This window comes from Methylomonas sp. DH-1, from assembly GCF_046097555.1.
In the GTDB taxonomy this organism is placed as follows: domain Bacteria; phylum Pseudomonadota; class Gammaproteobacteria; order Methylococcales; family Methylomonadaceae; genus Methylomonas; species Methylomonas koyamae.
This window is the reverse complement of the sequence record NZ_CP143089.1, coordinates 380,463-407,141: the sequence shown is the minus strand read 5'-3', so window position 1 is coordinate 407,141 and position 26,679 is coordinate 380,463. Positions and strand designations below refer to the sequence as shown.

The window sequence follows — 26,679 nt, the reverse complement described above, 5'->3', positions numbered from 1 at the left end:
CTTTCGTTCCGGCGTGCTGCCCCATGAAAATAAGCTTTATTCGGCTGGCAACGGTTTGCGCCGTGTCGTTCAGTGCCGTCGCCTTCGCGGCCGGGCCAACGCCGGAACCGGTAGCGTTGCAATTGAAATGGTTCCACCAATTCCAATTCGCCGGCTACTACGCCGCGCTCGAACAAGGCTACTACGCCGCAGAAGGTTTGCAGGTCGAGATCCGCGAACGCGACCCCAAGCAAGATTTCGTTGACCAGGTCGTTTCCGGCCAGGCCGAATACGGGGTCGGCGACTCCGGCCTGATTGCGCATTACGCCGCCGGCAAACCTATCGTGGCGTTGGCCGCCATCTTCCAGCACGACGCGCTGGCGTTGTTCAGCAAGCAATCCTCCGGCATTCTCAGCCCCTACGAGATGGCGGGCAAGCGCATCATGTTCGATCTGGCCGGCGACAATAACGCCCAAGTCCGCGCCCTGTTGGCCGAGGCCAATCTCGACGACAGCCGCTTTCAGAAAGTGGCGCAAAGCTTCTCCAACGACGACTTGATCCGCAACAAGGTCGACGTGATGGCCGGTTACGTGACCGACCTGCCCTTCCTGTTGCGGCAAAAAGGCGTCAAGTTCAACCTGATTTCGCCGCAAAGTTACGGCATCGATTTTTACGGCGACATCCTGTTTACCACCATCGCCGAGCAGGACCACCGTCCGGGACGCAGCGAGGCGTTTCGCCGCGCCAGCCTGAAGGGCTGGCAATATGCGCTGGAACATCCCGATGAAGTCATCGAACTGATCCGCAGCAAATACCGCAGCAAGCTCAGCCGGGAACAATTGCGCTTCGAAGCGGAGGAAACCCGTAAGCGGATTCAGGCCGACACGATCCCGCTCGGCCAAATCGAGGTGGACCGGCTGCGGCGAGTCGCCGAAATTTACGCCGACCTGAAATTGATCCGGCCGTTGAAACTCAGGGAATTGGACGGTTTCATCCAGAGTGGCGGCCGCTTGAACGGTATCGCCATCACCGAAGCGGAACGGCAATGGCTGCAAACCCATCCGACGATTCGACTCGGCGTGGACCCCAACTTCATGCCCTACGAAAAGCTGGATGCCGAAGGCCGCTACATCGGTGCGATTCCCGAATTTCTGAAGCTGCTAGAAGCGCGTCTGGGCATCAAGTTCGTGCCAGTGCCAAACAAATCCTGGCAGGAAGTGCTGGATATGGCCAAGCGCGGCGAGCTGGATATGATCGGCGCCGCGGTAAAAACGCCGGACCGCGCACAATACTTGAATTTCACCGAGCCCTACGTGTCGATGCCGGCGGTCATTATCGGCAATAAATCCAGTACCTACATCAGCTCGCTGCAGATGTTGTCCGGGCGCCGGGTCGCGGTGGAACAAGGTTATTTCGTCCAGGAACTGCTAAGCCGCGACTACCCCAAATTGCAGTTGACGGTCGCCGCATCGGTACAGGATTGTTTGCGGCTGCTGGCCGCAGGCAAAGTCGACGCTTACATCGGCGACGCGGCGTCCGCCAGTTATGCGATCAAGCAGTTGGATTTGGCGAATCTGCGCATCGTCGGCCAAACCGGTTATATCAGCGAAAGCCGGCTGGCAGTAGCCAAGGCGCATCCCGAATTGCTGAGTGTGCTCGAAAAAGCCTTGGCGGCGATAGACCCGGCCCAGCGCGATGCCATCACCAACCGCTGGCTGGGCATGCAAGTCGATGCCGGCCTCGACGTCAAAGCCCTGGCCAGGCCGGCGCTGGCCTTGCTGATCGCTTTGGCGTTCTGCGTCTACTGGGTGTACCGCTTACGCCGCGAGATCCGGGCTCGCAAGTCCAGCGAAGCCGATCTGGCGCGCTTGTACACCAATATGTCGTTGGGTTTTGCGTTGCATCAGGTGATTCGCGACCCCGGCGGCAAGATCGTCGACTACCGTTATCTGGATATCAATCCGGCCTTCGAAAAAATGACCGGGCTGGGCCGCGAAAACTGGATCGGCAAGACCGTCAAGCAGGTGTTGCCGCATACCGAAGCGGCCTGGATCAGCAGCTTCGACGACCTCGACACCAGCGGCGAACCGAAGCGCTTCGAAAACCATGTGGCCCAAATCGACCGCTGGTATGCGATCGACAGCTACAAAGCCGGCCACGACCGTTTCGTCGTGCTGGTGCAGGACATTACCGAACGCAAGCGGACCGAGCTGGCGCTGAAGCAAAGCGAAGAGCGGTTCCGCATCAGCCAAATCTACGGCGGCATCGGCATCTGGGAGTCGGATTTGCAAACCAACCGTCAGTTCTGGTCCGAAATCGTCACCGCAGAACTGGGCTTTCCGGCCAAAGACATCCATACCTGGGCCGATTTCCTGGCCGTGGTTTACCCGGACGACCGGCCGTTACTGTTGGAAGCGACGCGGCGCCATATCGAAACCGGCGCCAAATACGAGGTCGAATACCGGATTCAAACTACCGGCGGCGAGCGGCGCTGGATGCGCTCGGTGGGCCAGGCCGAACGCGACGCCTCCGGCAAGCCGGTACGGATGCGCGGCATCGTCCACGATATCAGCGAGCGCAAAAAAGCCGAGGAAAAGCTGCGGTTGTCGGCGCGGGTGTTCTCCGACGCCCACGAGGGCATCATGATTACCGGCGTCGACGCGCTGATCATCGACGTCAATACCGCCTTCAGCGAAATCACCGGCTACAGCCGCGACGAAGCGGTCGGCCAAAATCCGCGGTTTCTGAAATCCGGCCGCCAGTCCAACGAATTTTATACTCAGATGTGGCAAACCCTGGGCCAGAGCGGGCACTGGCGCGGCGAAATCTGGAACCGGCGCAAGAACGGCGAACTGTACGCCGAGTTGCTAACCATCTCCGCGCTACGCGACGAATCCGGCGCCGTCATCAATTACATCGGCTTGTTTTCCGACATCACCGAGACCAAAAAGCAGCAGCAGGAACTCGAGGTGCTGGCGCATTTCGATCCGCTGACGCAATTGCCGAACCGGGCGCTGTTTGCCGACCGCTTCGCCCAAGCCATCGCCCACAGCAAGCGCGCCGAGTCGCTGTTGGCATTGTGTTATCTGGATCTGGACGGCTTCAAGCAGGTCAACGACCACTTCGGCCACGAAACCGGCGACCAGTTGTTGGTCGAGGTGGCCAAACGCATCAAAATGAATCTGCGCGAGGGCGACACGGTGTGCCGGCTGGGCGGCGACGAATTCGCCTTGCTGTTCGAGAATTTACAGTCGATCCAGCAATGCGAAGACACGCTGAGCCGGATCCACCAGGCTTTGGCCGAGCCGTTCGAATTAGCGGCACGCCACGTCCGCATCGCCGCCAGCAGCGGCGTAACGATTTACCCGTTGGACCGGGAAGACCCGGACATTTTGCTGCGCCACGCCGACCAGGCCATGTACCAGGCCAAACTCGACGGCCGCAACCGTTTCAAACTTTACGAACATCTGGCGCAGCCGAGCACTGTCTCCAGCCAGCGTCCCAGCCGGCTGGAGCAGGCCCTGGCCGAAGTGGGCCAGGCGTTGGCGCAAAACCAGCTTCGCCTGTATTACCAGCCCAAGGTCAATTTGAAATCGGGCGAGATCGTCGGCATGGAAGCGCTGATCCGCTGGCGCCACCCGGAGCGCGGCTTGTTGCCGCCGGCCGAATTCCTGCCGATCATCGAAAACACGCCGCTGGAAATCGACGTCAGCAACTGGGTGTTGCACCAGGCCTTTCTGCAATTGCAAAGTTGGCGCGAACAGGGGCTGAACCAGCAAATCAGCGTCAACATCTCGCCGCGGCATTTGCAATGGCCGGATTTCATCAAGACGCTGGAGACGCTGCTGGCGGAATTCCCGCAGATATCTTCGCGGCAACTGGAACTGGAAGTGCTGGAAAGCAGCGTGTTGGAGGATTTGATTTCGGTCGGCGAGGTGTTGAAGCAGTGCTACCACGAACTGGGCGTACCGTGCGCGCTGGACGACTTCGGCACCGGCTATTCGTCGCTGGCCCATCTGCGCCATCTGACCATCAACACCGTCAAAATCGACCAGAGCTTCGTCCGCGATATGATCGACGATCCGGACGACATGGCCATCGTCGAGAGCGTGATCGCCCTAGCCAAAGCCTTTAAACGCGAGGCGGTGGCCGAGGGTGTCGAAGATTTGGAGCACGGCGTGTTTCTGATCGACTTGGGCTGCTGCATCGCCCAGGGTTACGGCATTGCCCGGCCGATGCCGGCCGACGCGGTGTTGGGCTGGGTCGCCAACTACCGCCATCCGCCGGCCTGGAACCGCAGCGCCAAAACCGAGCGCAGCGCCTGGCACGGCCAGTTGGAATTGCTGAAATTGCAACAGCAATATTGGCTGCGCCGGCTGGAGCAGTGCCTGCACGGCGACAACGTCGAAACCCAACCGCGCTGGCCGGTTGCGACGGCGAAAAAGTCGCATCTGGGCCGCTGGCTGGAGCGGCAGAAAAACGAACGCAGTGTAGACCGGCAAATCTTGGAGCGCCTGGAACGCGCGCAGGAACAACAACACCGGCTGGCGCAACTGATGTGGCGCAGCCGGCAAGAGGGCCGCGCCGCGGAAGCCGGCGAGCAGTTTAAAAAGCTACTGGAAGTGAATCTGGAGATCGTCCAGTTACTGGAGCACTGCGAGTTATTGTTCTGAGCGGAACCGGCGGACGCCGGCTTCCAGCTTGGCGAAATCGCAGTGCTCGGCCAAGCAGTCGGCCAGACGCTCGATGCCGGCCTCGCGCAGCGCATTCAAATCGACGGCGGATTCGGCGCGGTAACCGGCCCAGGCCAGCAGGGCGTCGCAGGCTTCCGGCAAGTCGAACAAGCCGTGCAGATAGCTGCCGGCGACTTGGCCGTCGGCGGCAACCGCACCGTCCGGGCCGTCGGCTAATTCGAACAGGGGCCGCGACAAAGCCGGACCGGAGCTCAGCCCCAGATGGATTTCGTAGCCGGCCACCGGCGTACTCTGCCGGTAAAACCGGCCGGCCGTGCGTTTCAGGCATTTCTCCGCTTGCAGTTCGGTCGCCATATCCAACAGTCCCAAGCCCTCGGCTTGGCCGGGCGCGCCTTCCAGGCCGAGCGGGTCGGCGATTGCCCGGCCCAGCATCTGGAACCCGCCGCAAATGCCCAGCAACTTGCCGCCGTATCGCAGATGGCGGCGAATGAAGCTGTCCCAGCCGCGCTCGCGCAGTTGCGCCAGATCGCTGCGCACCGCTTTGCTGCCCGGCAGTACGATCAGGTCGGCGCCTTCGACCTGTTCCGGCCGCTTGGCAAAACTGACCTGAACGCCGGGATGCAATTGCAACGGATCGAAATCGGTATGGTTGCTGAAACTGGGCAGATGCGGCACGACGATATGAAATGCAGCGCTATTTGCACTGCAGGCATGGCGGGTGGACAGCGCATCCTCCGCTTCCAGATACAGATCGTGCAGATACGGCAGCACGGCCAACACCGGCTTGCCGGTTTTGGCTTCCAGCCAATCCAGCCCGGATTGCAGCAAAGCGATATCGCCGCGGAAGCGGTTGATGACGAAGCCCACCACCCGCCGCCGTTCGCTGGCGGATAGCAATTCCAACGTACCGACCAGATGGGCAAACACGCCGCCGCGGTCGATGTCGGCGATCAGAATCACCGGGCAATCCACCGCTTCGGCAAAGCCCATGTTGGCGATGTCGCCGGCGCGCAAATTGATTTCGGCCGGGCTGCCGGCACCTTCGACCACGACCATCGAGTATTGCGCGGTCAGGCGCCGCCACGACTCCAGCACCGCTTGTTTCGCCACTTTTTTATAGTCGTGGTACTGGGCCGCCGACTGGTTTTGCAAGACCTTGCCGTGGATGACGACTTGGGCCGTGGTATCGGAATTGGGCTTCAACAACACCGGATTCATGTCGCTGTGCGGCTCTAGGCCGCAGGCGGCAGCCTGCGCCGCCTGCGCCCGGCCGATTTCGCCGCCGTCTACCGTCACGGCGCTGTTCAAGGCCATGTTTTGCGGCTTGAACGGCGCCACGCTGATGCCCTGGCGCCGGTAGTAACGGCACAGAGCAGTCACCAAAGTGCTTTTGCCGGCGTCGGACGTGGTGCCCTGCACCATCAAGGCCGGGAACGGCGCGCTAGGTTTCATCGGGCCAGGTGTTTTCGTAGACGAACGCCGACAGCGGCTGCGGTGCGGCCCAATTTTCCAATTCCAGCATCGGTTTCGGGTAAAACTCGGCGACATGGCCCAAGCACAGAATCGCAATCGGCCGGCTGCCGGCCGGCATGTTCAATAATGTTGCCAGCGCGTCCGGCTCGAACAGCGATACCCAGCCCAGGCCCAGGCCTTCGGCGCGGGCCGCCAGCCACAGATTCTGGATCGCGCAGGCGGCCGAGGCCAAATCCATTTCCGGCAGCGTGCGCCGGCCGAAAATATGGCGTTCGCGCCGGTCCGGCAACGCAACCACCAGCAATTCGCCGCAGTCGAGGATGCCTTCCACTTTCAGTTTCATGAATTCGTCGTGGCGTTCCGCTAACGCTTCGGCGGTAGCGCGGCGTTCGGCTTCGACCAGATCATGGATCTGCCGGCGCAGTTCGCGGTCGCTGATGCGTAAAAACCGCCAGGGTTGCATCAGGCCGACGCTGCCGGCCTGATGCGCGGCCTGTAACAAGCGGGCCAGGATTTGCGGATCGACCGGAAGGTTCAGGAAATGGCGCATGTCGCGGCGTTCGGCAATCGCGCGGTAAACGCCGTTCAATTCCGGCTCGGCAAAGCGATAAGGCGACGGCTTCATTGGAATGCGGCGGCGGTGATGACTGCGGTTTCCACCAACTCCACCGCGGCGCCGTAAACGTCGCCGGTGCAGCCGCCCAAGCGGGCGATGGCGCTACGCCGCAGCCAAACCAGCACCAGGCCGGCGGCCAATAACGCCGACCAACCCAATACTGCCCAGCCCAATACCGCGCTCACCGCGATCGGCCAGCGCGCCGCGTCCGCCGGAAACTGCTCCAGCAGTTTGGCGGCCAGACCGTGCGGATTGACGTAAGCGGTGCTACACATCAACAGCAAGATCGCCGCCCGGCCCAATACCGGCGCCACCAGCAACGGCGCATAGCGTTGTTCGGCCAGCATCGCCTCGATCGCAGCGAACTTCAGCAGCAACAGCAATAGCAAGACGCAAACCGCAATCGGGCCGGAGCTAGGGTCTTTCATGATCCGCAAGCTGCGCTCGCGGTCGCCGTAACCGCCGACCCAGGCGTCAGCGCAATCAGCCAATCCGTCCAGATGCAAACCGCCGGTCACTAACACCCAGGCGGCCAGCACCAGCGCGGCGGTTGCCAGGTGCGGGCCGCCGGCCAACGCCGCCGCCAGCAGCGCCAGCAGCAAACCGAGCAGCAGGCCGACCGCCGGATAATACAGTGCGGATTGGCCCAACCGGCGCGGCGCGGCCGGCCCGGCATCCGGGACCGGAATGCGAGTCAAAAACTGTAATGCCAGCCAAAAAGCCTGCACGGTTATTTCAAATGGCGGCCCTTGGCGTCTTTATCGATATGGCCGGTAAAAATCAGCACGCCTTCGATAAAGCCCCACATCACGCCGAAACCGCCGGTACCTAAGGTAACCAGGGTTTGTAACAAGCCCAACATGTAAAAGCCCAGATAGATCCGGTGCAAACCGATCGCACCGAAGGCAATGCCCAGCAAGGCCGCCAACATCCGGCTCTTCACCGGCTTGACTTCCATCAGGTAGGCGCCGACCGGGCTGACTTCGCTGACTTTGCCGTCATCATGGTCGAAATCGACATCGTCGCCGGCTTTGGGCGGCTCTTGCGAAGTCCACTGGTCGATATGAAATTCGTAAAACTGGTTTTGATATTTGATGACGCCGGTTTGGCATCTTTCGTCGTAACTCTCGATATGTCCTAGCATGGCTAATCCGCAGTGGTTTGAGTTGTTTTTATTATGGTGCCGCGCCGGATCGAAGCGGGTGTGCGCAGCGCCGGCCATGATACGGGAAAGCGCCATGGCCTGCCATCGTCCGCAAAGTTGGCCGCGGGCTTCAGCCGGAGGACACTCCGGCTTCGGCAAAAGTGGCCATTTCGTTATGCAGCCGGCAGGCCATTTGCAGCATAGGCACCGCCAACGCCGCACCGCTACCCTCGCCCAAACGCATGTCCATCGTCAACAGCGGCCGGGCGTTCAGCGCTTGCAACACCCGGCTGTGGCCCTTTTCCGCCGAGCAATGGCCGAAGAAAAACCAGGCTGCGCAGCCCGGATTGATCCGCGCCGCCAGCAAGGCGGCGACGCTGCTGATGAAGCCGTCGACCAGGACCGGCAAACCCTGCTGCGCGGCAGCGATGTAGGCGCCGGCCAACGCCGCAATCTCGAAGCCGCCCAAAGTTTGCAGGATGGTCAGCGGCGTATCCAACAACTGGCGGTGGCTTTGCAGCGCGGCCGCGATCACCGCGGCTTTCCGGTCGATTTGCTCGGGCAGCAGACCGGTGCCGGCGCCGGTAATCTCGCTCGCCGGCAGTTGCAGGCAGGCCGCGGCCAGCGCGCTGGCGCTGGTGGTATTGGCGATGCCCATTTCGCCGCCGACGAACAACTGCGCCGCGTGGTCCAGCGCGCGGGCAATCGCGCGGCGGCCGGCGGTCAGCGCAAATTCCAGTTGTGCGGCGGCCATCGCCGGGCCGTGCGCGAAATTGGCCGTGCCGGCGCCGGCGCGGTCGGCAATCACGTTCGGCAGCGCCACCGGCTGGCGCAAGCCGGCATCGACCACTTCGAAATGCGCGCCGATATGCCGGGCCAGCACGTTGACCGCAGCACCGCCGGCGGCGAAGTTTTTCACCATTTCCACGGTCACCGCTTGCGGAAACGCCGACACGCCTTCTTCGGCAATACCGTGGTCGGCAGCAAATACGCTGATATGGATACGCTCTATGCCCGGCGCGTCGCTGCGTTGCATCGCCGCCAAGCGGGCGGCGCACTCCTCCAGGACGCCCAGCGAACCGGGCGGCTTGGTCAATTGCTGTTCGCGTTGCTGAGCTTTCAGGTAATAGTCGGCCGCGGGCGCGGCAATCGGCTCGAAGATCCAATTCATCGGCGGGATTAAACGTGTTTCAGAATTTGCGGCAGACCGGCGGTAACCATTACCACTTTATCGCAAAGTTGCGCCAGTTTTTGGTGCAGGAAGCCGGCTTCGTCGACGAAGCGGCGCGTCATCGCATCGGCAGCCACCACGCCCAGGCCAACTTCGTTGCTGACCAGGATGATGCGTTCGCCGCTGGCGCCGAGAGCGTCGAACAGCGCTGCGCTGTAGTGGCGAAAACGATCCTCCTGCAAATTGCCTTGCTTGTCGAACAGCACATTGCATAGCCACAAGGTCAGACAATCCACCAACAGGCATTGGCCGCGGCCGGCCTGTGCGGTAATAGCTTCGGCCAGTGCGACCGGCTCTTCCAGCGTCGTCCATTCTGCCGGCCGGCGCTGCCGGTGGTGGGCGATGCGCGCGCTCATTTCGCCGTCGCCGGCTTCGGCGGTAGCAAGATAAACCACCGGCAGGCCGCTGGCCAAGGCCTGTTGCTCGGCGTAACGGCTCTTGCCGGAACGGGCGCCGCCCAACACCAACTCAATCATCTGTCAGGCGTACCGCCAGCACGTCGCATTTGGCGTGGTGCAACACGCCGTTGGCGGTGGAACCCAGCAACAAGGCCAGACCGTGGCGGCCGTGCGAACCGACCACGATCAGATCGACCTGGCGCTCTTCGGCGATGCGGACGATTTCCAATTTCGGACTGCCCATCTCCAGCCACTGCCGCTCGGCCGGCACGCCCAGTTTCTGGCCCAGCTCGGCCAGGCGTTTTTTGGTGGCTTCGATCAGTTCCTGGGTCAAATCGACGTCGAACGGAATCATCGGCCCGTAGGCCGGATCGGTAATCGGTAGGTTGTCGACCACATGCACCAGACTGAGCTGGGCCTGGTTTTGCTCGGCAATCCGTTTGGCTTTTTCCGCAACTTGGCCGCCGTGTTCGAAAAAATCGGCGGCCAGCAAGATGTGTTTGTACAGAGTCATAGTGCGCTCCAGGTTAATCGGCGGCGGGGCCGGCGAATAATAAGGTCATAACTTGCGAGGAAATCAGTATATATAAAAACGCCAAGGCCAAACCGAAAAGCAAGGGCCGGTCCAGCGCATTGCGGAAGATGTGGCCGTTGACCAGCCAATGCCAGAGCATCATGCCCATCACCGCGATGAAGGCGAAATCGCCGATCTGGGTTTGCAGGCTGGCTACGGCCGGAATCGCGCATAAGCTGATTATGGCGTCGGTACCGAGCAAGGCGGTGAAGGTCTGCGGAAACCGGGCGGTTTTACCGGCAAAATACAGCAGCGGATAACAAAACCCGACCAGCAAGGCCGTTTCCACCGCGATTTGGGCGACGGCCTTGCTCCAAGAGCCGTCCAGCAGCAGAATCAACAGATTCACGCCGATATACGGCACGAATACCAGCCGGTACAACACCGGAGCAGCCGGCACATCCTGCGGGCCTTTGCGCAGGATGGTAATCTCGAAAAACAACACGATCAGTTGATACATGGTCACTCCGCTTGTTGTAGGTTTTCCTCCGCGGCCAGCCAATCCATCTCGGCTTGTTCCAGTGCGCTGTCGATCTGGCTTTTGCGGCTTAGTAGCTGTTTCAGTTGTTCCTTATGTTGTTCGGCGTAAATCGCCGGGTCCGCCAGCAGTTCTTCCAGATCCCGTTGTTGCTGGTGAAACTTCTCCACCGCGGCTTCGGCGGCTTTGACCGCATCCAGCAGCGGCTTCAACCGTTGGCGGCGTTCGGCATCCTGTTTGCGCTGGTCCTTGCGCGACACATTATTGGCCGAATCCGCGCCGGCGGCCGCTTCGTCGCCTTTTTTCTGCTCGGCCAGCCATTGCTTGTAATCGTCCAGATCGCCGTCGAAAGGCTGCAATCTGCCGCCGGCCACCAACAGCAACTGGTCGGTGACCGAACGCAACAAGTGCCTATCGTGGGACACCACGACCAGCGCACCCTGGTATTCCTGCAAGGCCACGCTCAAGGCGTGGCGCATTTCCAGATCCAGATGGTTAGTCGGTTCGTCCAGCAGCAATAGATTGGGATTCTGGTACACCAGCGTCGCCAACACCAGCCGGGCTTTTTCGCCGCCAGAAAACGGCCCGACCGGCTCGTTGACCTTGTCGCCGCGAAAATCGAAACCGCCCAGGAAATTGCGCAAATCCTTCTCGGTAGCCTGCTTGTCCAGCTGCTGCAAATGCCACAGCGGGCTTTCGTCCAGCCGCAACAATTCGAGCTGGTGCTGGGCGAAATAACCGATATTCAAATCCTGGGCGCTCTGCAGCTTACCAGCCAATGGCGGCATTTGCCCGGATAAAACTTTGATTAAACTGGACTTGCCGGCGCCGTTGGGACCGAGCAGGCCGATGCGGTCGCCGGGCGAAATCGACAGGCTGGCATTTTTGACCACCACCTTGTCGCCGTAACCGATGTCGGCTTCTTCGATTTTCAGCAGCGGATTCGGCATCCGTTTCGGCGGCGGAAAGGCGAAACCGAACGGCGAATCGACGTGGGCCTGGGCGATGATTTCCATCCGCTCCAGCGCCTTGATCCGGCTTTGCGCCTGGCGGGCCTTGGTGGCTTTGGCCTTGAAGCGGTCGATGAAGCTCTGGATATGGGCAATCTCGCGCTGCTGCTTTTCGAAGGCGGATTGTTGCTGCGCCAGTTTCTCGGCCCGCATCCGCTCGAAGTCGGAATAATTGCCGGTATAAATCTCGGCCTTGCCTTGTTCGATATGAACGATGTGGTCGGTGATCGCATCCAGAAAATCGCGGTCGTGCGAAATCAGCAACAGCGTACCCGGGTATTTGACCAGCCAATCCTGCAAGTAAATCACCGCGTCCAGATCCAAGTGGTTGGTCGGCTCGTCCAGCAGCAACACGTCGGAGCGGCACATCAAGGCTTGCGCCAGATTCAAACGCATCCGCCAACCGCCGGAAAACGAACTGACCGGCCGGGCTTCCTGCTCGCTGGTAAAACCCAAGCCGTTCAGCAGCCGCGAGGCGCGGGCCTGGGCGGTATAGCCGCCAGCGTGTTCCAGGGCCGCATGCAATTCCGCCAGTTTCAAACCGTCGTGCGCCTGCTCCGCCGCAGCCAACTGGGCCTGCAACCGGCGCAAGGCCTGGTCGCCGTCCAGCACGTAATCGATTGCCGAACAGGACAACGCCGGGGTTTCCTGGGCGACATGGGCGATCTCCAGATTCGGCGGCAGCGAAAACTCGCCTTCGTCGGCGTGCAATTCGCCGCGCAACAAGGCGAACAGGCTGGATTTGCCGGCGCCGTTGGCTCCGGTCAAACCGATTTTCTGGCCTTTATGAATGGTGAAGGACGCCCCGCTGAACAGTTGGCGGCTGCCGCGGCGTATCGCGATGTTTTTGAAATTGAGCATGGTGGTGGCAAAAACGTTCGGTTCGGCGACATGCCGAACCGGGACGGCGATTTTAGCGCGGGATGGCGCCCTGGGTGTGACGGATTTTGTCGCGGCTCGGCCGCAACCGGCGTAATCGGCTGCGGGCTACGGCCGAGCCGGCTAGCGCCGGTAAACTTCGCTACCGGCCTTGATGGCGCATTTGGCGATGGCGGCGTGGGCGCCGGACTTGCACAGCACAAACAGGTTTTGCGGCAGCTTTAGTTCGGCAACCAGCCGTTGCGTCAATTTTTTCTCGCTGGCAAACCAGCCTTTGGCAAACACGACGACGTAGGATTTGGCCGCGGGATAATGTTGCATCGGTTTTTCCGCCAGCCAGACGCGCTTGATGCCGGCGATGTTTGCCGCGGCGGTGCGCACTGCAGCCAAGGTATCGGCATCGGCTTGCGGGCTGGCCAACGCGTCTTTGCGCGTCAGGTTTTGCCGTTCGAGGTCGGCGGCGCGGCCGATGTCGGCCTGCCGTTCCGCCCGGCGCAACCATTGCTCGGCTAAGGCCGACTCGCCCCGGCTGCGGTGGAAATATTCCAGCCAGCGGCAACCGTCGATAGCCAGTTCCGGCTTGGCCTGCATCGCCGCCTGGATCGAGTCCGCCCCGGCCGGATCGCCGCGTTTCAGTAACAGCCGGCCGATCACGAAATCGGCGTTGGCATCGGGGTGGGCGGCGCGGTAGCGCTGGAACAGCGGCAGCGTATCGGTGTCGGGCATAAACTCCTCGGTCAGCATCGCCAGGCGCCAATGTTGTTCGGCGCTGAGCTGTTCGGCCGGCAACTGCGCCAATTCGGCGAGTTGCTCACGGCCTTGCCGGCAATAGCGGAAACGTTCCCGCCAATTTTCGCCGTGGCGTTGCAGCCAGAGCCGGTCGAAATCGGCCAACACGCTTGGCAAACGCTCGCCCAACCAAGCTTGAGCCGCCGACAGCGCCGGCAGTTTCGGCAGCGGAGTTCTGGCTTGCAGCGCCTGCAAGCGGTCGTTCAAAGCCGGGTGGGTATCGTAGTGGCCGGTCGCGATCGCCAACGCTTCGGCGGACTTGCGTTGCAACTCGTCGGCCGCGAACGGCGCTTGGCTCAGAAAGTCGCGCAACGGGCCGAACGGCGCGGCCGGTTGTTCGTTGCAATCGGCCTGCTGAAAAAACGGCGCCCAGAACCGCTCTGAGACCAAATCGCTGACCACATAGCTGTTAACCAAAGCCTGCGCCGCATCGGCGCGGCTGGTCAATTGCGCGGCAACGGCATCGGCGGCGAATTCGTTGCTGCGGGCCAACGCGAACGAATAGGCGGCAAAGGTCGGCGCATACCAATCGAAGAAGCGCCGCATCAAGCTTGCGCCGATGTTTTGTTGCTGCTCCAGGCCTTCGACGATGCGTTGCCAGCCCAGCCTGACCCGGTAAATCCAGCCGCCGAAACAGCCATGCGCAGCCGACAAATGGCCCAATTCGTGGGCGACCACAGCTTCGGCCTGAGCCGGCGTCAGGCTCATCAACAATTCCAGGCCGAGGATCAACGTGTTTTTCGGAAAGCCGAACACGCCCAGCCGCGGAGTTTGTACGATGGCGGCGTTGGCTTCCGGCGTTAAAATCACTTGGTGAATCCGCGGCGCGCGCAGTTGCCGGCTCAGGGTTTTCAAACGGTCGAACAGTTGCGGATATTGCTTGGCGGTCAGGCGGTAACCGTCCGGCGCTTCGAACTTGACCCACAACGCCCTGAGCAGCACATAGATCATGCCCAAAATCACGAAAATCAATTTCTTCTTCAGCAACAGAATTGCAAACGTGGTGCTGGCCAACGCCGCCCAGCCGATGCCGACGCTGAGCACCAACAAGGTAAACAACACGCCGAAGATCACCAAATAACCCAGTAACGCCATCAGGCCGACTTTGGCCCGGTACAGATCGGGCCGTTGCAGCGCCTCCCGCTCCGCGCGGCAGATCAAGGCTTCCAGGTGTTCGCGGCGTTCGGTCGTGGTTTTCATCGCAGGCTCCGTACTGAGAAGGTTGGGTTAGCGCAATCGGCAAAAAAGCCGCCGCTATGTCGGCCCGGATATCATAACCAACCTAACGGAAAGATTGTGCGGTTAATCTCGGAGGAATGGCCGAAGCCAATGGCCGAACGCCGATTTCGAACGATGCCTTTGCCGCCTTGCGCGGTATTGTCGATTTGGCCGAATACTTTCAATTCCAGCAAGCAGATAGCCACCAGGAATGGGATTGGAGAGCTATGGTGCTTGGAGTGCGAGGGAATGAGCGGTATCGACCCTTTGCGGCCTGTCGCTCATAGTGATTCAACGACGACTATTCGTTCAATAGCAGACATAACTAACTGGCACTGAGGTATACTGAACAATCAGTGAAATAGCATATCAGCAGTATTTCGGCCTTGATCCTCGGTACAATAATTAGTAAACGTATGTGCGACTTTTTTAATTCATCACACCTGGTATTAAAGTGGATAAAACTCGTATTCAGCCGGTAGGTGGCGATCATGCTATCGAAGTGATGGCAATTGGAGTAGAGTGGTCTGCGCCACTTGATGACTCATGCCTTCATGCGCTGCAAAGTATCTACACAGAGAGTCAGGAGCTTAAAGATTTGTTTCCTCAGTTCGCTCCGACACAAGCTTTCTTGATTCAAGGGATACATCAAATCGATGTCGCTGGCGTGGGCCAGCAACCGCTTCATGAGTCAAAGGATATCCCCCCCCCGCAGTTCGTGACTAAGGCGGCAGGATTCGACGCTAATAGAGTTGACGCCGATGGAAAAATTTCTTGGGGTATTTCTATCAGGCCCGAATTTTTGTCATGCAATTGCACTGTGTACGACCGTTGGAAAAACGTCAAACCTAGGGTGCTCCAAGCGCTAGGTCCATTCATAGAAGCAGCGCTCGGATTGGGAGCTGAGATCAACGCAATCGGCCTGCAGTACCAAGATGCATTTCGTCTGCTCGATGGCATTTCGCCTGAGACAACCAAGCAGTTGTTCCGCCAGGATTCACGCTGGATTCCAAGTCATCTGTTCGACGAACCGTCATTTTGGCACTGCCACCAAGGCTGGTTTTCAAATAGCTACAATTCGCGTCGCATACTGAACAACATTACGACTGATCTTGCAGAAGTCGATGGAGTTCACTATGCTCGCCTCGGCGGTCAACACCGAATCTTTTCAGTCTCGTTCGATGGCAAGACTCAAAATCGAATTGAAACAAGCGAAATCGATGATGTTCTTGAAGGCTTACATGAAGAAAACAAGAAGGTAATTAACGAAATGCTTAGCGATGGTGCACTTGAGGCCATTGGCTGTTTCGTGGAAGGAGCATGATCATGAATTCAGTCTTGACCAGAACTCCGACATTCTCGCGAAACTCATCCTCCATTGGGTCTGGTTGGCGCACACTAGATACAGGTTTGCAAGCAACTATGCATGTAACGACCGAATGCGAATACTTAGCGACTTCGGCGAGTCTAGCGGCAAAATCTGATATCAACTATTTAGTTTCGCCTATCGAGCAAATCCGCGACCAGATAAATGGTTGGCTTTCCAGCATAGGAAAAAAGACCAGCGTGCAATGTGAAGATGCTACCTGGATGGTTGCCCCTATCCCCCGAATTCCTGCAGGGTTCTTCGACTCATACGAACCTTTTTTCAGGGCCATACACCTCTATCAAGCTAGCGTTACCGCGTTGGATGACGGTGATTATTCTACCCCTCCATCTGATTTACAAATAACCGCCGCTCTATTGGGCTTGGCGAATCTAATGGCCGCCTTGGTGCCCGCACCATCGCCTATGTTTCTTGACGACGGCACAATTGGCGGCTACTGGCGGAGAAAACAATACTATGTCAGCATTGACTTTGAGGTCGATGGCGAGCATACCTGGGTCGGTACTGATGGAGAGGTTTTTCACTCTGGTACTTGGAAGTTACCAGGAAACCCAATGCCTCCTGCATTGACCAACGAGTTACGTGCTATTGTCGCCAAATAGTCCTTATGAGCTTCTACGATATCGACGAAAATTCGAAGATTAGTCGTGCCAGTCAATTGCTTGCCAAAGACCTAGATGGTGCCAAACAATTTGAGAAAGTTTCCTCCTATTCCCCAGGTCCGGTTGGTGACGATGAAATGCTTGCTCGCAGTCTAGAATACCCGGACAAGTTCAATCCCAGCGGTGGCCTTAATGATTCATTTTTTGACGATGCTTTTACGCACGGCGCATCGGTGCAACGTTTGATCGAAGGCTGGGATGTTATGGCGAGCGGTGTGCACAATGCATTTGAGGAGAGAGCAGCGTCGAAACGTCAGGGTTCTGAAAGGAGACAGCCTAAGCCTGATAACATCTATATTGGATCGTTTCACATGACTGCCGGCGAACTGCGTGCTGTGCAATTAGAAATGGAAGATCGAAGGCGTGTCCGAGTTTATGATGCAGGCATGGATGAGTCAGATCCAAATCATGCGGAGATCCTCGCTGATAATGATGGGATGGATAAACGTCTTCGGCATTTGTTTCGGGTGATGCTCATGGTTTTAGCCCAGAAACGTGGTTTATACATTTCCCCGTTTCTATCGGAAGAAGGGAATGGCAGGGCACACGATAGTGGCTGCAATTTAAACTATTATCCAGAGGACCTGTACTTATCTTGATGGTTATTCTTTAGATCTGACCATTGAATGAGATGATGATCTGGCCAAGCACTAAGTCCTACACCAGCATTCTTGATGAGCAGTTGAATTATCAATGACATGCTTGAAAAACAGCTAATAATTGTTGATCTGCCGGCCCCAAAAAGCTTCTTGATGGTCTCTTATTGGCCGAACTTACTCCTTTCGCCTGGATTGTTCCGTACCGAGTGGTCCCCGGCTTCGCCACAATGATGCCTTCCAAACGCTACTCGGTGTAGATTTTTACCTAAACCAAACCGGCTGCAAACCAGCCCTTCGCAAAATCCGTTTTCGAAGCCCACCCGGCGCCCCCCAAGCCGCAAACCTTTGCGCACAGCCCGAAAACCGGCCTTTCATGTCCCGGCGCCGTTGCCAAGACCGGCCGATTAACCGAGGCTGACGATATGGATGGCCTGGTTGCAATTTTCCACAGCCTGAGCCTGCGTGCCGGCGGTGTTTGCGGCCCTGGATGATGGACCATAACTCCGAACAGGCAATCCGGTTTCATTTGCTGACTAAGAGTTGCGGCTAGGCGCATTCTCCGGCTATGCCGGAGCAGTTGCGTTTACAGGCCGCCGGCGACCTGGTGTTGTTTTTAGCGCACGCCCGCAAACACTGGCTCAGTTACAGCCCGAGCGACGCGACGCCGGATTTGCCCGGTGCCCGCAGCGCGCATTGGCCGCAAGGCGGGAGCGGCATGGTTTGCGGTTTGATAGAACCGGGCGTTATGCCGCTGCCGATCCGACACAGGTTGCCGGCCGATACTGCAACAACCGGGCTCAGGGCGCCAGCCGCTGTTCGAACGCCGGTAGCGGTTCGGCCGCGCCTTCAGCGCCGACGGCCGACAGCCGTAAATACTCGTCTTTGGACAAGCTGGCGTTCAGCGGATTGCCGGCGACGGTCGCGACTTCGTCGCCGCTGTGGCCGTGCGGGATCTTCAGCTCCGGATGGTCGAACGGCGCACGTTGGTAGCGGACCCGGTCGTCGGTCAGCGTTTTCAGGAAGGCCACCAAATCGGCCCGGTTTTGGGCATCGGTTTGCAGCGTCGGTTGCGGAAATACCCGCGTCACGTGCTTGCTGTCGTTCTTGAAGTTGCCGCCGCGGCTGTAAAACTCGACCACCTGCTCCAGCGTCGCCATGCTGCCGTTGTGCATGTACGGGCCGGTCAGTTCGATATTGCGCAGCGACGGCGTTTTAAAGGTGGCCGTCACGGCGGCCACCATTTTCCGGTTCACCGCTTTGTTCAGTTCGGCCGCTGCCGCGGCCGGCGTCGGCAGGAAGGCGTTGACCAGCGGTAGGAAGCAATTTGCCGTGGATTGCGGCTGCGGCATCAGCCCGTCGATTTGGGTGAACAGGTTAGGCAACGAATACGGCAATTTCAGGTTGGTCGCCACCGCGTCCTGGAAATCGCAGGCACGCACCGCGTTGACTTCGCTGTCCTGTACCGCTGCGCTGTTGCCGGCCAACAGTTGCAGGTATTGGAGGCTGAACGACAGCGGATTGCCGAAATCGTCGACGCTGCCGGCACCGATATCGTTGGCTTCGCGGCTGGCGCCGTTGGACGAGAAGCCGGTGTCGTAAAACGCCGTGACCGGCAAGCCGCCGACCAGCAGCGGAATCCGGTTGACCACGTTGCTGCTGGCGCTGATACGGAAAGTCGGCTCGCCGAAGGCTTCCGGATGGCTTTGGGCGATGGCGGCATTGGCGGCAATCGAGGCCGAACTGAAATTGGGCCCCAAATGGCATAGCGCACACTGGTTTTTGCGGAACTGTTTCAAGCCGTTCAATTCCGCGGCGCTGAGATCGACCGGCTGGTGGTTGGCGTCGCGGGCGCTGTTGTCGAACGGCGCTTGGTCGGAAATCAGCGTGCTTTCGTACAACTGAATCGCCAAGGCGAAAAACATCGGGAAGTTGGCTTCCAGTTGCGTGTACGGCGCTTGGCCGGCCGGCACGGCAAGCGGCACCGAGCCCGAATACGACCAGTACTTGGCGTTAAACGCTTGCCGCACCAGCGAGCCGTAAGGCAGATTCAAGCCCGGATTCAGTTTTTCCGGGTTGCTGTTGCTGTAAGGGCCGAGCACGCTGTCGGCGTGGTGCACCAATTGGTTTTGCAACGGCGCGCGGTACAGCAGTTTCCGGCCGACGTCCAGCAGCGAGCGGTTGCTGCAGCTCATTTCGGTGTGGTTGGCCGGCGGGGCCACGGCCAGGGACGCCAGCGACGAGTTGATCAGGTGCAGGCGTTGTTTTTGCACGTTTCTGGGGCCGGTTTTGACCCAGACCCCGGCGTCCGGGTCGCGGTCTCCCCACGGGCTGCTGCCGTTGAAAACATTGTTGGCGCGGCCGTCCCAAAAACTGCGGTGGTTGAATACGGCGTTGATCACGGTCGGCGCATTGCGCGGCGTGACGCGGCGGGTGCCGTTGGCGCCGACGCGAAACACCGGGTCCGCCGCCCGGTTGCAAATGTCGGTGCCGCTGGTGAAGCGGTTGACCCCTTTGAATTCGCCGGCGAACGTCCCGGCCGAACCGACCACGTTGTCGGTATCGAAAACCACTGCGGAATCCGCCAGTGGGTCCAGCCGCTGATGCAATGGAAAATCGGCCAGACTCAGCGTGCGATTCGGACCCAGCGGCGTAGCGTCGCTACTGTCGGCGAAGATTTGTTCGGCAACCGGTTTGGATTGGCCGCCGGCGGAAATTTGGTTTTTGCTGCGGCCGTCGGCGCCGGCTTGAAAATGGCACGAAGCGCAGGCCATGCCGTCGCTGCCGACGTTGCTGTCCCAGAACAAGGCCTTGCCCAACGCGATCGCCGCCGGCTTATTGACCACAATCGGATCGCTGCCGTCGGCCAGGCCCGGCACCGGCGGCACCGGCAAATATTTCAGGCTGATCGGCATCGGCCCGAGCGGCAATTCGGCGGCAAAGGCTGCCATAGAGGCAAACAGCATGGCGGCCGCCAGCAGTGGATGGGAACAGTTACGGAATGTACGCATGGTCTTACTCGGGGGATTGGCAAGCGAAACGGATCGAACGGGCGATTAGGTTGATGAAGCCCGCCGTTTTAGGGCGGCGGAGGCCTCGCCGAACGTGGGCCGGCGAGGCCTGGTCCGTCAGGGTTTAGGCGGCTAGAGACGACTTGCGTTTCAGGCCCAGGAAGCCGGCCAGTGCGCTGCCGAACAACCAGACTGCACCCGGTACCGGCACGGCTGCCGGCGGGGTGTAGGTCGAAGCCAGGGCCGACGCGGTGACTTTGACGGTGATGTCGCCGCCGGTGCCGGCCGCATCCGCGCCGCCGACGAACAAGGCGTACCAGCCGGCTTGCAAATCGTTCAGCGTCAAGGTGGCGAAGCGTTTGCTGGTAGCAAAGGCCGGATTGCCGGTGACGCCAATGCTGCCGCTGACGCCGGTTTCGTACAAGTTGTCGATACTGATGTCGTGGGCGCCGGAATTGACTTGGCCGCCGAAGGAGTTGACGTAGTTGTTCGCCGACGAGCTGGCGTAACCCAATGTTTCGACGATACCGTTGGTGCCGGTAGCCCAGATGATGCCCGGATCGCCGGCCTGGCCGACCGAGTTGAATTTATGGATTTGGCCGGTCAATTCGGCCGGGGTGTCCTGGCCGACGGTATCGCCCGAATAGGCGACGTTGGTTCTGAAAATCGAAAACGCCGGAAAATTGCCGGCCGAAGAGCGGGCGTCTATCGTCACGCTTTGCGCCGAAGTCGGCAGATAGAAGTTGGTAAACGCGCCTTGCATGCCCCAGGCATCGTAGGTCAGGGCCGCGTTGCCGGAAAAGCCGACCGTGCTGCCGTTAAATGCGGCATTGGTGATCGTGGTGCCCAGCTCGACGCTGTTGTCGCCGCCGGTCCAAGCCGCAGCCGCCGGTTGCGCGGCCGCCAAAGTCAAGGCCGAGGCCAGCATCGAGGTTTTGAAAATTTTATTGAATGCCATATTACATACTCCTGTTTGGGCACCGCTACAGCGGCGCCGGAATGGTTCCGAATTGGGTGAAAATGCGTTGTCGAGCGGGCCTGCCGCCGGTTACCCGGCAAAGGCCGCCCGTTTGTCGGGCCGTATCAGGCGGTTTTACGTTTGCCCAAGCCCAGGAAGCCGGCCAGCGCGCTGCCGAACAGCCAAACCGCGCCCGGTACCGGTACCGGTTGCACCGGTTCGCCGCCGACCGTGACTTGCATCGGATTAAGGTCCAGATTGGCGCCGGTGTCGTAATCGGTCGCCAGGAAGGTCAGTTGGTAGTCGAAATGGTCTTGGCCGGTGGCGCCGGTGAACGGATTGGTGCCGGTGGCGGCAGTGATGGCGTCGCCGGTGTTAAAGCCCGCCACTGCGTCGTTGATATCCAGCTTGTAATCGCCGAATGCGATCACGTAGTGGCCGGCATCCAGCGCGGTCGCCAGGTAGGAGTCGCGCGACATCAAAGAACCGTCGGCCCAGCCGTTGGTGTTGCCGGGCGGCGTGTAGCTGGAGCCGTCGTCGGCGCTGGTGACTTCGGTGTCCAGCGAGACGTAATCCTGGTACAGCCGGAATTGGGTGTCGGCCAGCGTGATTTCGCCGTCGCCGTTCAGGTCGACGTAAGAGCCGGGATGCGAGCCCCAGCCGTTGCTGTAGCCTTCGTTGGCGCGCACGTCGATGATCACGTTGGCGGCCGCACTCAGCGTAAACGACCAATAGTCGACGGTCGTACCGGCACCCAGCACCGGATCGGTCGCTTTATAAATGGTGCCGTTGACGGTGGCGGCCTGGGCGCTGGAGACGGCTGCGGCCGATAGCGCCAATGCCAGCAGGGATTGGCGGAGAAGCGGAGTTTTTTTATCGATGTTGTGCATGGTTAATCCTTTGTAAAACGAAAAATTGCGCCGGTTACCGTATTTTCCGCATCCGCGCGTATCTTCCCGGATACGTCGCTGCGGGCGGACACTGACTAATGTCCGCGCTAACGGAGCTTGGCGTAATTACTATTACAATTAGTGTGCCTTTATTGAATGCCTTTAAATATCAATCTGTTAAATGTATTGAATTAATTGAACTATGTTAAGAAAAGGGATTTCCCCAAAACTTGTGTGATTTGGCTCACGTTTCGGCGACCGGCCAATAGCCGCTTGCCGCCCAGGCGTGGATCAAGCTTGGCAACTGATTCGATTACCGCCGGATTGCCCATAGCTTCGGCGCAAATGCCGTTAAGCCAAGCCGCCATCCCGGCAGGGATTTCCGGTATCCGGACAGCAGGAATGCAAACGAGTCCGGCATCTTTGGCGCCAGAGCTGGCATCCGTAACAGCGCAAAAGCGATTCCCTGCCGGAAAAGCAGGAAACCGCTTCGGCTTGGCGGCCATTACTTCCGCCGGACAATATCGGCGCGGAGTACGGATGTCGCCAGGCTAAGCCCGGCGGCGGTACAGCAAACCCAAGCCGGCGGCCATCGCCGCGCAGGCCGGAGGTAGCGGCACCGTTGTGATCGTGGTCGGCGCCACGTTCGCCGGCAGCGGGTCGCCGTTGGCGTCGGCCAGCGCGTTGACGTTCAAGCTCAATTCGCTGCTGCCGTTGGCCAGCACGTCGAAATTGACCACGGCCAGCGTGAAGCTGTCGGCCTGCAACGCGTGTAATTCCGCCGCAGTATCCAACGATAATTCGAACAGATTCAGCCGGCCCGTGCCGGCCAGTGCCGCCGTAGCCGGATTCGAACCCAGGTCGAGCGGGTCCAGTTGGTTGTCCAAGGCCGGATCGCCGAATGCGGTGCCGACATAAGCCAAAAGGCCGGCGTCGAATAGCAGGTCCAAGTCGTAGGCCGCCAACGACGGCGCAGCGCCGGCGCCCAATCCCGATATCGAGATCGCGACGCTCAGTGCCGATGCGCTGTGAGCGATCGGCACCAGGTTCAATCCGATCGCGGCGCCAGCCGCTGCCGAATTCGATAACAGCCATGCCCCGATCAGGGCCGAGCTAACGCGCTTGTGCATTTATCCAATCTCCTTTTATTACATGGCGCAACGCGGCCGGGTGCACGCTGCCGCCAGCTTGCGGGCATCCAGCACGTTAATGGTGCCGTTACCGTCGATGTCGCGCGGATCGCCCGGCGCGGCGCGGCGGCCGCGGCCGGCTAATACCCGATCGATGTCGGCCTGGTCGACGTCGCGGTCGGCGTCGATATCCCCCAGCACCCGTATCGCTTCGCATACGTCCGGCAGATGGTTGGCATTGGTGTCGCCGACCCGGCGCTGTGCGATATCGGCCACATCGGATTGGCCGTTTTGGTTGCAATCGGGGAATACCTGCAGGTAATACACGTCCTGCTCGCCGTTGAAGGTGGCGGTGTAGGCGATATGCGCGGCGTTGGCGTCGGACACCAGGGTCGAATAATCGCCGATCTTGGTCGATGCGTGCGGATAGGCCAGCGTGGTATCGAAGGCCGGGCTGACCGGCACGTTCTTGCTCCAGGTTTGGCCGCCGTCCCAGGAATAGCTGTAATACAGGCGCGAGACTTTGTAGCTAGCGCTGTCGCGGGTGTCGTACCAGACCGCGTCGATGCGCGAATTAGGCGCCACGCCCATCATGCCGAACCAGTTCCAGTGATGTTGGCTGCGAGCATCGTCGTTGATGCGTACCGGCGCGCTCCAGTTATCGCCGCCGTCGAGACTGCGGACAAAGCTGATATCCAGATTGTCCTCGCCGGGCGGATCGACCGTCGCCAACAGGTAGAGCTGGCCGCGCATCGCACCGGTCGAGGCGTCCACGCCGACTTGGACGTCGCCGACAGGGCCATACTGGTTCGGGTTTTGTTTGAACAAAAATAGCGGCGCCAAACCGCCCAGATCGACTTCACGCGTATCGAAGGTTGGGATTTGCGCCGGGTCGCGGGCGTTCAGCGACCGGGAAAACAGGTGGCGATGCAAATTGCGGTCCGGCTGTTCGGGGTCGAACTCGGGCGGCTCCAGCCGGCCGGCCAGATACAACTCGCCGTCGTTGCCGATCCGCATCGTGCCGAAGGTCGGCGTGCTCGGAATCGCCAGCGGCGGCTGGAAACTCGCGCCGCGGTCGGTCGAGCGGACGAAGCATTTTTCCGCCAGGCAATCGCGCCAAACCAGATAAACGTGGCCGTCGCTGGCGGTCCCGCTGCGGTCCACGGCCATCTGCGCCTTGTCGCCGCCCTGGCCGTAAGCGAACACCGGCGCCTCCCAGCTGCGGCCGCCGTCCAGCGACTTGATGACTTGTATGTCTTGCACGAAGGTGTAGCTCGGGTCGAAATGCAGGCTCTGGTAATAGAAATGCCCCAGCGCGTCGACATCCAGCGTCGGATTGCTGCGGCCCTCGCCCGGCGTAATCGTGCCGGCGAAATGCCAATGTTCGCCGGCGTCGGCGGTATAAGCCCATCCGCCTTGGCGAAACGACGACGCCACCGAATCGAATTGGCGCCAGGAAACCACGATATTGGCGGGGTCCAGCGGATTCAGCGCCAGGCTGGGTTCGTTGGCCGCATCGCCGACGATATTGCGGCCGTCGGCGGCGACATTGACTTGGCTGCTGAGGTAAACGCCCTGGCGATATTGCTCGGCGGCCGCAGGCCACGGCCAGCAAAAGGTCAACGCCGCGGCGGCCAATGCGCGGCGCGCGGCGGCATGTTCCGGCCCGGCCCGGCCGTCGCGGTAGCGGACGGCGCTCACGCGTTGCGGCCTGCGCCGCTACGGCCGATGCCGAGACCGGCCAGGCCCGCCGCGAACAGCAGGAACGCCGGCGGCAACGGCACCACCGCGGTTTGTAGATTGAAATTGCCGACGATGGCGCCGCGGCTGCCGTTCAAATGGTCGTAGCCCTCGCCCAGCCCCAGATCGCCGGAAAGGCTGAAACTGTCCGAATCGAGCCCCATCACGACATTAAACAAATTAAAGGATTCGGCGCGGAAGGAAACATGGTTATACAGGCTCCAACCCGAGCGGCCGCTGGCGGCGTCGATATTGGCGGCATCGTATTCCAGCGTGTAATCGCCGGACAATATGCGGTTGAAGTCGGTACCGGTATCGACGCGGAAGCGGAACACGCCGGCCAAGCCGATCGCGCCGCTCACGGAAGCCGCGAAGTTGGCCGGGTCGAAATCGAGGGTGGTCGGTTTGCTGCGGCGACCGGTCAAATTGGCGACCTGGCCGGGGTTGACGGCCAAAGCCAATCCGGTCGCGGCGATTTCGCTGACTCCCGGCACCAAGTGGTCTTCCAGAATCTGGTTATAGCTGCGGCTGCGCGACGCCGGCGCGTCGAAAAACTCCTCCAGGTACATGGCCGGCGCCGGAGTTTCGTCGATCGCGATGGCTGCCGCCAGCGCGTTGCGGTCGAAATTTACGATCATCGCGCCGCCGGAGACCGTGGCGGCCGCTGCCGGCGCCGAGACTGCCGCCGCCAGCAGCGCGCCTGCGCCGAAACGGGAGGTTAATAATCTAACTAACTGGATGTTCATCATGTTCGCGGGTGGAATAAGCTTACGAAGTCTGTAAAAACGCACCCGGATGCACTAGCTCGGGTGCGTTAGCCGGCTCAAGCGGAAAGGGCCGCGCGTTTGCGACTAACGGCTGCCATGACGCCAAATAACCCGCTGCCGAACAACCAAGCCGCAGCCGGCACCGGAACCGCGGCCGGAGCCGGCGAAACCAGGCTGAAACTACCGGCGCGGCCGGCTTGGCTGAGGCCGTCGCCGCCGAACAGAAAGGCACTGGTACTGGCGGACCACCAGAGTTCGCCGGTAAACAGCAGTTTGTCGCCGTCGGTCGTCACGCTAATGTTGCGGGTATCGAAAGTGGTGGAGGCAAAGCTGACGTTGTTGGTCAAAGCCCAGCCGCTATTGACGCCGTTGTTGCGCGCCGCGACGTAGCCGAATTGGTAATCGCCGGACAGCAGGGTACCGGTGAAACTGCCGCGGGTCATTACCACGCCGTTCAAGCCGGCGACGCCGCTGGCAGTAAAGCTGGAAGCATTGGCCAACGCATCCTGGCTGCTGTCCCAGGCCAGCGTAGTGGCTTTGTTGTTACGGCCGCCGCTGCCGAACGGAATGCCGGTGCCGGCCAAACTGGACGGGTTGATCTCGAACGACAGCGTGGCCGGCGCCGGATAGCTGCCGGTCGGCACAGTTACCATCTGCGACGCATCCATAGTGTCGGCCACCGGTTTGTCGAAATAATTGGCGACGTAATACCCGGTGAGCGCGCCGTCGCCCAGGGTCAAGCCGGACAACAAATCGTCCGGATGGTCGAAGGAAATGTTGAACACGCCGCCGCTCAAGGTGCCGGCGTTTGCCGCGTTAGCCAATGCCAGCGCGCCGGCGGCCAGGAAGCAGCGTAGCCGCAGCGATTTCGATCCAGTCTGTTGCATAATTTTTTCCTTAAATTGAAAGATACAATTGGCGGATTCAAGCCGCCGATGGCTCCCGTTCGAGAGGCGGCCCGGCTGTCTCGGCATAGCAAGACCCGCGGCTTTCCGGCTCCGTCTTGCGGCGGATGTGGCGAAGCGTCTCTTCCTTGAGGCCGTAACGGATCGCAT

22 protein-coding genes and 1 riboswitch are annotated in these 26,679 nt (G+C 60.2%); of the genes, 4 read left to right on the top strand and 18 right to left on the bottom strand.

From position 1 onward, the window contains the following. Nucleotides 1-23: 23 nt before the first annotated feature. The gene (locus tag VXJ35_RS01840) at nt 24-4,652 is read left to right on the top strand and encodes an EAL domain-containing protein (RefSeq protein WP_064020253.1); all 4,629 of its coding nucleotides are present in this window, start codon (nt 24-26) and stop codon (nt 4,650-4,652) included. Here VXJ35_RS01840 and VXJ35_RS01835 read toward each other — a convergent pair. From VXJ35_RS01835 to VXJ35_RS01790, 10 genes are all read right to left on the bottom strand, one after another. Then, the gene (locus VXJ35_RS01835; RefSeq protein ID WP_064020252.1) at nt 4,641-6,125 is read right to left on the bottom strand and encodes a cobyric acid synthase; all 1,485 of its coding nucleotides are present in this window, start codon (nt 6,123-6,125) and stop codon (nt 4,641-4,643) included. The two genes, VXJ35_RS01840 and VXJ35_RS01835, sit on opposite strands and share 12 nt — an antisense overlap. After that, nucleotides 6,115-6,771, bottom strand: coding sequence for a 5,6-dimethylbenzimidazole synthase (gene bluB, locus VXJ35_RS01830; protein WP_064020251.1), 657 nt, complete (start codon nt 6,769-6,771; stop codon nt 6,115-6,117). The genes VXJ35_RS01835 and bluB overlap by 11 nt, the downstream gene beginning before the upstream one ends. Then, nucleotides 6,768-7,490 (bottom strand): adenosylcobinamide-GDP ribazoletransferase, encoded by a 723-nt coding sequence (locus VXJ35_RS01825; protein WP_064020250.1) that lies wholly within the window; start codon nt 7,488-7,490, stop codon nt 6,768-6,770. The genes bluB and VXJ35_RS01825 overlap by 4 nt, the downstream gene beginning before the upstream one ends. Nucleotides 7,491-7,492: 2 nt before the next feature. Beyond that, nucleotides 7,493-7,906, bottom strand: a complete 414-nt coding sequence (locus tag VXJ35_RS01820) for a TM2 domain-containing protein (protein WP_064023324.1) — start codon at nt 7,904-7,906, stop codon at nt 7,493-7,495. Nucleotides 7,907-8,036: 130 nt separating this feature from the next. Then, on the bottom strand, nt 8,037-9,077 hold the full coding sequence (cobT, locus tag VXJ35_RS01815) for a nicotinate-nucleotide--dimethylbenzimidazole phosphoribosyltransferase (protein ID WP_064020249.1): 1,041 nt from the start codon (nt 9,075-9,077) through the stop codon (nt 8,037-8,039). Nucleotides 9,078-9,085: 8 nt separating this feature from the next. Next, the gene (gene cobU, locus VXJ35_RS01810) at nt 9,086-9,613 is read right to left on the bottom strand and encodes a bifunctional adenosylcobinamide kinase/adenosylcobinamide-phosphate guanylyltransferase (protein ID WP_064020248.1); all 528 of its coding nucleotides are present in this window, start codon (nt 9,611-9,613) and stop codon (nt 9,086-9,088) included. After that, entirely contained in the window at nt 9,606-10,049 is a 444-nt protein-coding gene (locus VXJ35_RS01805) for a universal stress protein (RefSeq protein WP_064020247.1), read from the bottom strand. The genes cobU and VXJ35_RS01805 overlap by 8 nt, the downstream gene beginning before the upstream one ends. A gap of 13 nt (nt 10,050-10,062) precedes the next feature. Further along, nucleotides 10,063-10,569 (bottom strand): hypothetical protein, encoded by a 507-nt coding sequence (locus tag VXJ35_RS01800; RefSeq protein ID WP_064020246.1) that lies wholly within the window; start codon nt 10,567-10,569, stop codon nt 10,063-10,065. Nucleotides 10,570-10,571: 2 nt separating this feature from the next. Further along, complete coding sequence (locus VXJ35_RS01795) at nt 10,572-12,458, bottom strand: ATP-binding cassette domain-containing protein (protein WP_064020245.1); 1,887 nt, start codon at nt 12,456-12,458, stop codon at nt 10,572-10,574. A 141-nt stretch (nt 12,459-12,599) separates the two neighbouring features. Continuing rightward, a complete protein-coding gene (locus VXJ35_RS01790; protein ID WP_064020244.1) occupies nt 12,600-14,465 on the bottom strand; it encodes a M48 family metallopeptidase in 1,866 nt (621 codons plus the stop codon). A gap of 472 nt (nt 14,466-14,937) precedes the next feature. On the opposite strand from VXJ35_RS01790, the gene VXJ35_RS01785 reads away from it, so the two are divergent. From VXJ35_RS01785 to VXJ35_RS01775, 3 genes are read left to right on the top strand one after another with little or no spacing between them, the layout of a single operon-like run. Continuing rightward, on the top strand, nt 14,938-15,807 hold the full coding sequence (locus VXJ35_RS01785) for a TIGR04255 family protein (protein ID WP_157198041.1): 870 nt from the start codon (nt 14,938-14,940) through the stop codon (nt 15,805-15,807). Nucleotides 15,808-15,809: 2 nt separating this feature from the next. Further along, on the top strand, nt 15,810-16,472 hold the full coding sequence (locus VXJ35_RS01780) for a hypothetical protein (RefSeq protein WP_157198040.1): 663 nt from the start codon (nt 15,810-15,812) through the stop codon (nt 16,470-16,472). Nucleotides 16,473-16,477: 5 nt separating this feature from the next. Further along, complete coding sequence (locus VXJ35_RS01775) at nt 16,478-17,131, top strand: hypothetical protein (protein ID WP_064020241.1); 654 nt, start codon at nt 16,478-16,480, stop codon at nt 17,129-17,131. 797 nt (nt 17,132-17,928) lie between these two features. On the opposite strand, the gene VXJ35_RS01770 is transcribed toward VXJ35_RS01775, so the two are convergent. The 8 genes from VXJ35_RS01770 to VXJ35_RS01735 all read right to left on the bottom strand — a co-directional run bounded on the left by VXJ35_RS01770 (nt 17,929) and on the right by VXJ35_RS01735 (nt 26,511). Further along, complete coding sequence (locus VXJ35_RS01770) at nt 17,929-20,139, bottom strand: cytochrome-c peroxidase (protein ID WP_064020240.1); 2,211 nt, start codon at nt 20,137-20,139, stop codon at nt 17,929-17,931. Nucleotides 20,140-20,263: 124 nt separating this feature from the next. Then, on the bottom strand, nt 20,264-21,097 hold the full coding sequence (locus tag VXJ35_RS01765; protein ID WP_064020239.1) for a hypothetical protein: 834 nt from the start codon (nt 21,095-21,097) through the stop codon (nt 20,264-20,266). Between the two features lie 125 nt (nt 21,098-21,222). Then, complete coding sequence (locus tag VXJ35_RS01760) at nt 21,223-21,987, bottom strand: hypothetical protein (protein WP_064020238.1); 765 nt, start codon at nt 21,985-21,987, stop codon at nt 21,223-21,225. A 200-nt stretch (nt 21,988-22,187) separates the two neighbouring features. Next, nucleotides 22,188-22,493 carry a hypothetical protein gene (locus VXJ35_RS01755; RefSeq protein ID WP_064020237.1) on the bottom strand — a complete coding sequence of 102 codons (306 nt, stop codon included), beginning with the start codon at nt 22,491-22,493 and terminating at the stop codon, nt 22,188-22,190. Between the two features lie 45 nt (nt 22,494-22,538). After that, complete coding sequence (locus VXJ35_RS01750; RefSeq protein WP_064020236.1) at nt 22,539-23,117, bottom strand: cohesin domain-containing protein; 579 nt, start codon at nt 23,115-23,117, stop codon at nt 22,539-22,541. Nucleotides 23,118-23,135: 18 nt separating this feature from the next. Then, nucleotides 23,136-24,818 (bottom strand): hypothetical protein, encoded by a 1,683-nt coding sequence (locus tag VXJ35_RS01745; protein ID WP_064020235.1) that lies wholly within the window; start codon nt 24,816-24,818, stop codon nt 23,136-23,138. Beyond that, nucleotides 24,815-25,606 carry a hypothetical protein gene (locus VXJ35_RS01740; protein ID WP_408953924.1) on the bottom strand — a complete coding sequence of 264 codons (792 nt, stop codon included), beginning with the start codon at nt 25,604-25,606 and terminating at the stop codon, nt 24,815-24,817. Before VXJ35_RS01740 ends, VXJ35_RS01745 begins: the two co-directional genes overlap by 4 nt. A 74-nt stretch (nt 25,607-25,680) precedes the next feature. Continuing rightward, nucleotides 25,681-26,511, bottom strand: a complete 831-nt coding sequence (locus tag VXJ35_RS01735; RefSeq protein WP_064020233.1) for a hypothetical protein — start codon at nt 26,509-26,511, stop codon at nt 25,681-25,683. A gap of 62 nt (nt 26,512-26,573) precedes the next feature. Continuing rightward, a riboswitch (cyclic di-GMP riboswitch) is annotated at nt 26,574-26,653 on the bottom strand. Between the last annotated feature and the right edge of the window lie 26 nt (nt 26,654-26,679).

Coding starts and splice junctions, on each gene's coding strand:
- VXJ35_RS01755 (WP_064020237.1), bottom strand. CDS start 22,493: ATGGCCGCCAAGCCGAAGCGGTTTCCTGCTTTTCCGGCAGGGAATCGC.
- VXJ35_RS01750 (WP_064020236.1), bottom strand. CDS start 23,117: ATGCACAAGCGCGTTAGCTCGGCCCTGATCGGGGCATGGCTGTTATCG.
- VXJ35_RS01760 (WP_064020238.1), bottom strand. CDS start 21,987: ATGCACAACATCGATAAAAAAACTCCGCTTCTCCGCCAATCCCTGCTG.
- bluB (WP_064020251.1), bottom strand. CDS start 6,771: ATGAAGCCGTCGCCTTATCGCTTTGCCGAGCCGGAATTGAACGGCGTT.
- VXJ35_RS01780 (WP_157198040.1), top strand. CDS start 15,810: ATGAATTCAGTCTTGACCAGAACTCCGACATTCTCGCGAAACTCATCC.
- cobT (WP_064020249.1), bottom strand. CDS start 9,077: ATGAATTGGATCTTCGAGCCGATTGCCGCGCCCGCGGCCGACTATTAC.
- VXJ35_RS01770 (WP_064020240.1), bottom strand. CDS start 20,139: ATGCGTACATTCCGTAACTGTTCCCATCCACTGCTGGCGGCCGCCATG.
- VXJ35_RS01820 (WP_064023324.1), bottom strand. CDS start 7,906: ATGCTAGGACATATCGAGAGTTACGACGAAAGATGCCAAACCGGCGTC.
- VXJ35_RS01840 (WP_064020253.1), top strand. CDS start 24: ATGAAAATAAGCTTTATTCGGCTGGCAACGGTTTGCGCCGTGTCGTTC.
- VXJ35_RS01735 (WP_064020233.1), bottom strand. CDS start 26,511: ATGCAACAGACTGGATCGAAATCGCTGCGGCTACGCTGCTTCCTGGCC.
- VXJ35_RS01790 (WP_064020244.1), bottom strand. CDS start 14,465: ATGAAAACCACGACCGAACGCCGCGAACACCTGGAAGCCTTGATCTGC.
- VXJ35_RS01740 (WP_408953924.1), bottom strand. CDS start 25,606: ATGATGAACATCCAGTTAGTTAGATTATTAACCTCCCGTTTCGGCGCA.
- VXJ35_RS01795 (WP_064020245.1), bottom strand. CDS start 12,458: ATGCTCAATTTCAAAAACATCGCGATACGCCGCGGCAGCCGCCAACTG.
- VXJ35_RS01775 (WP_064020241.1), top strand. CDS start 16,478: ATGAGCTTCTACGATATCGACGAAAATTCGAAGATTAGTCGTGCCAGT.
- VXJ35_RS01800 (WP_064020246.1), bottom strand. CDS start 10,569: ATGTATCAACTGATCGTGTTGTTTTTCGAGATTACCATCCTGCGCAAA.
- VXJ35_RS01765 (WP_064020239.1), bottom strand. CDS start 21,097: ATGGCATTCAATAAAATTTTCAAAACCTCGATGCTGGCCTCGGCCTTG.
- cobU (WP_064020248.1), bottom strand. CDS start 9,613: ATGATTGAGTTGGTGTTGGGCGGCGCCCGTTCCGGCAAGAGCCGTTAC.
- VXJ35_RS01835 (WP_064020252.1), bottom strand. CDS start 6,125: ATGAAACCTAGCGCGCCGTTCCCGGCCTTGATGGTGCAGGGCACCACG.
- VXJ35_RS01805 (WP_064020247.1), bottom strand. CDS start 10,049: ATGACTCTGTACAAACACATCTTGCTGGCCGCCGATTTTTTCGAACAC.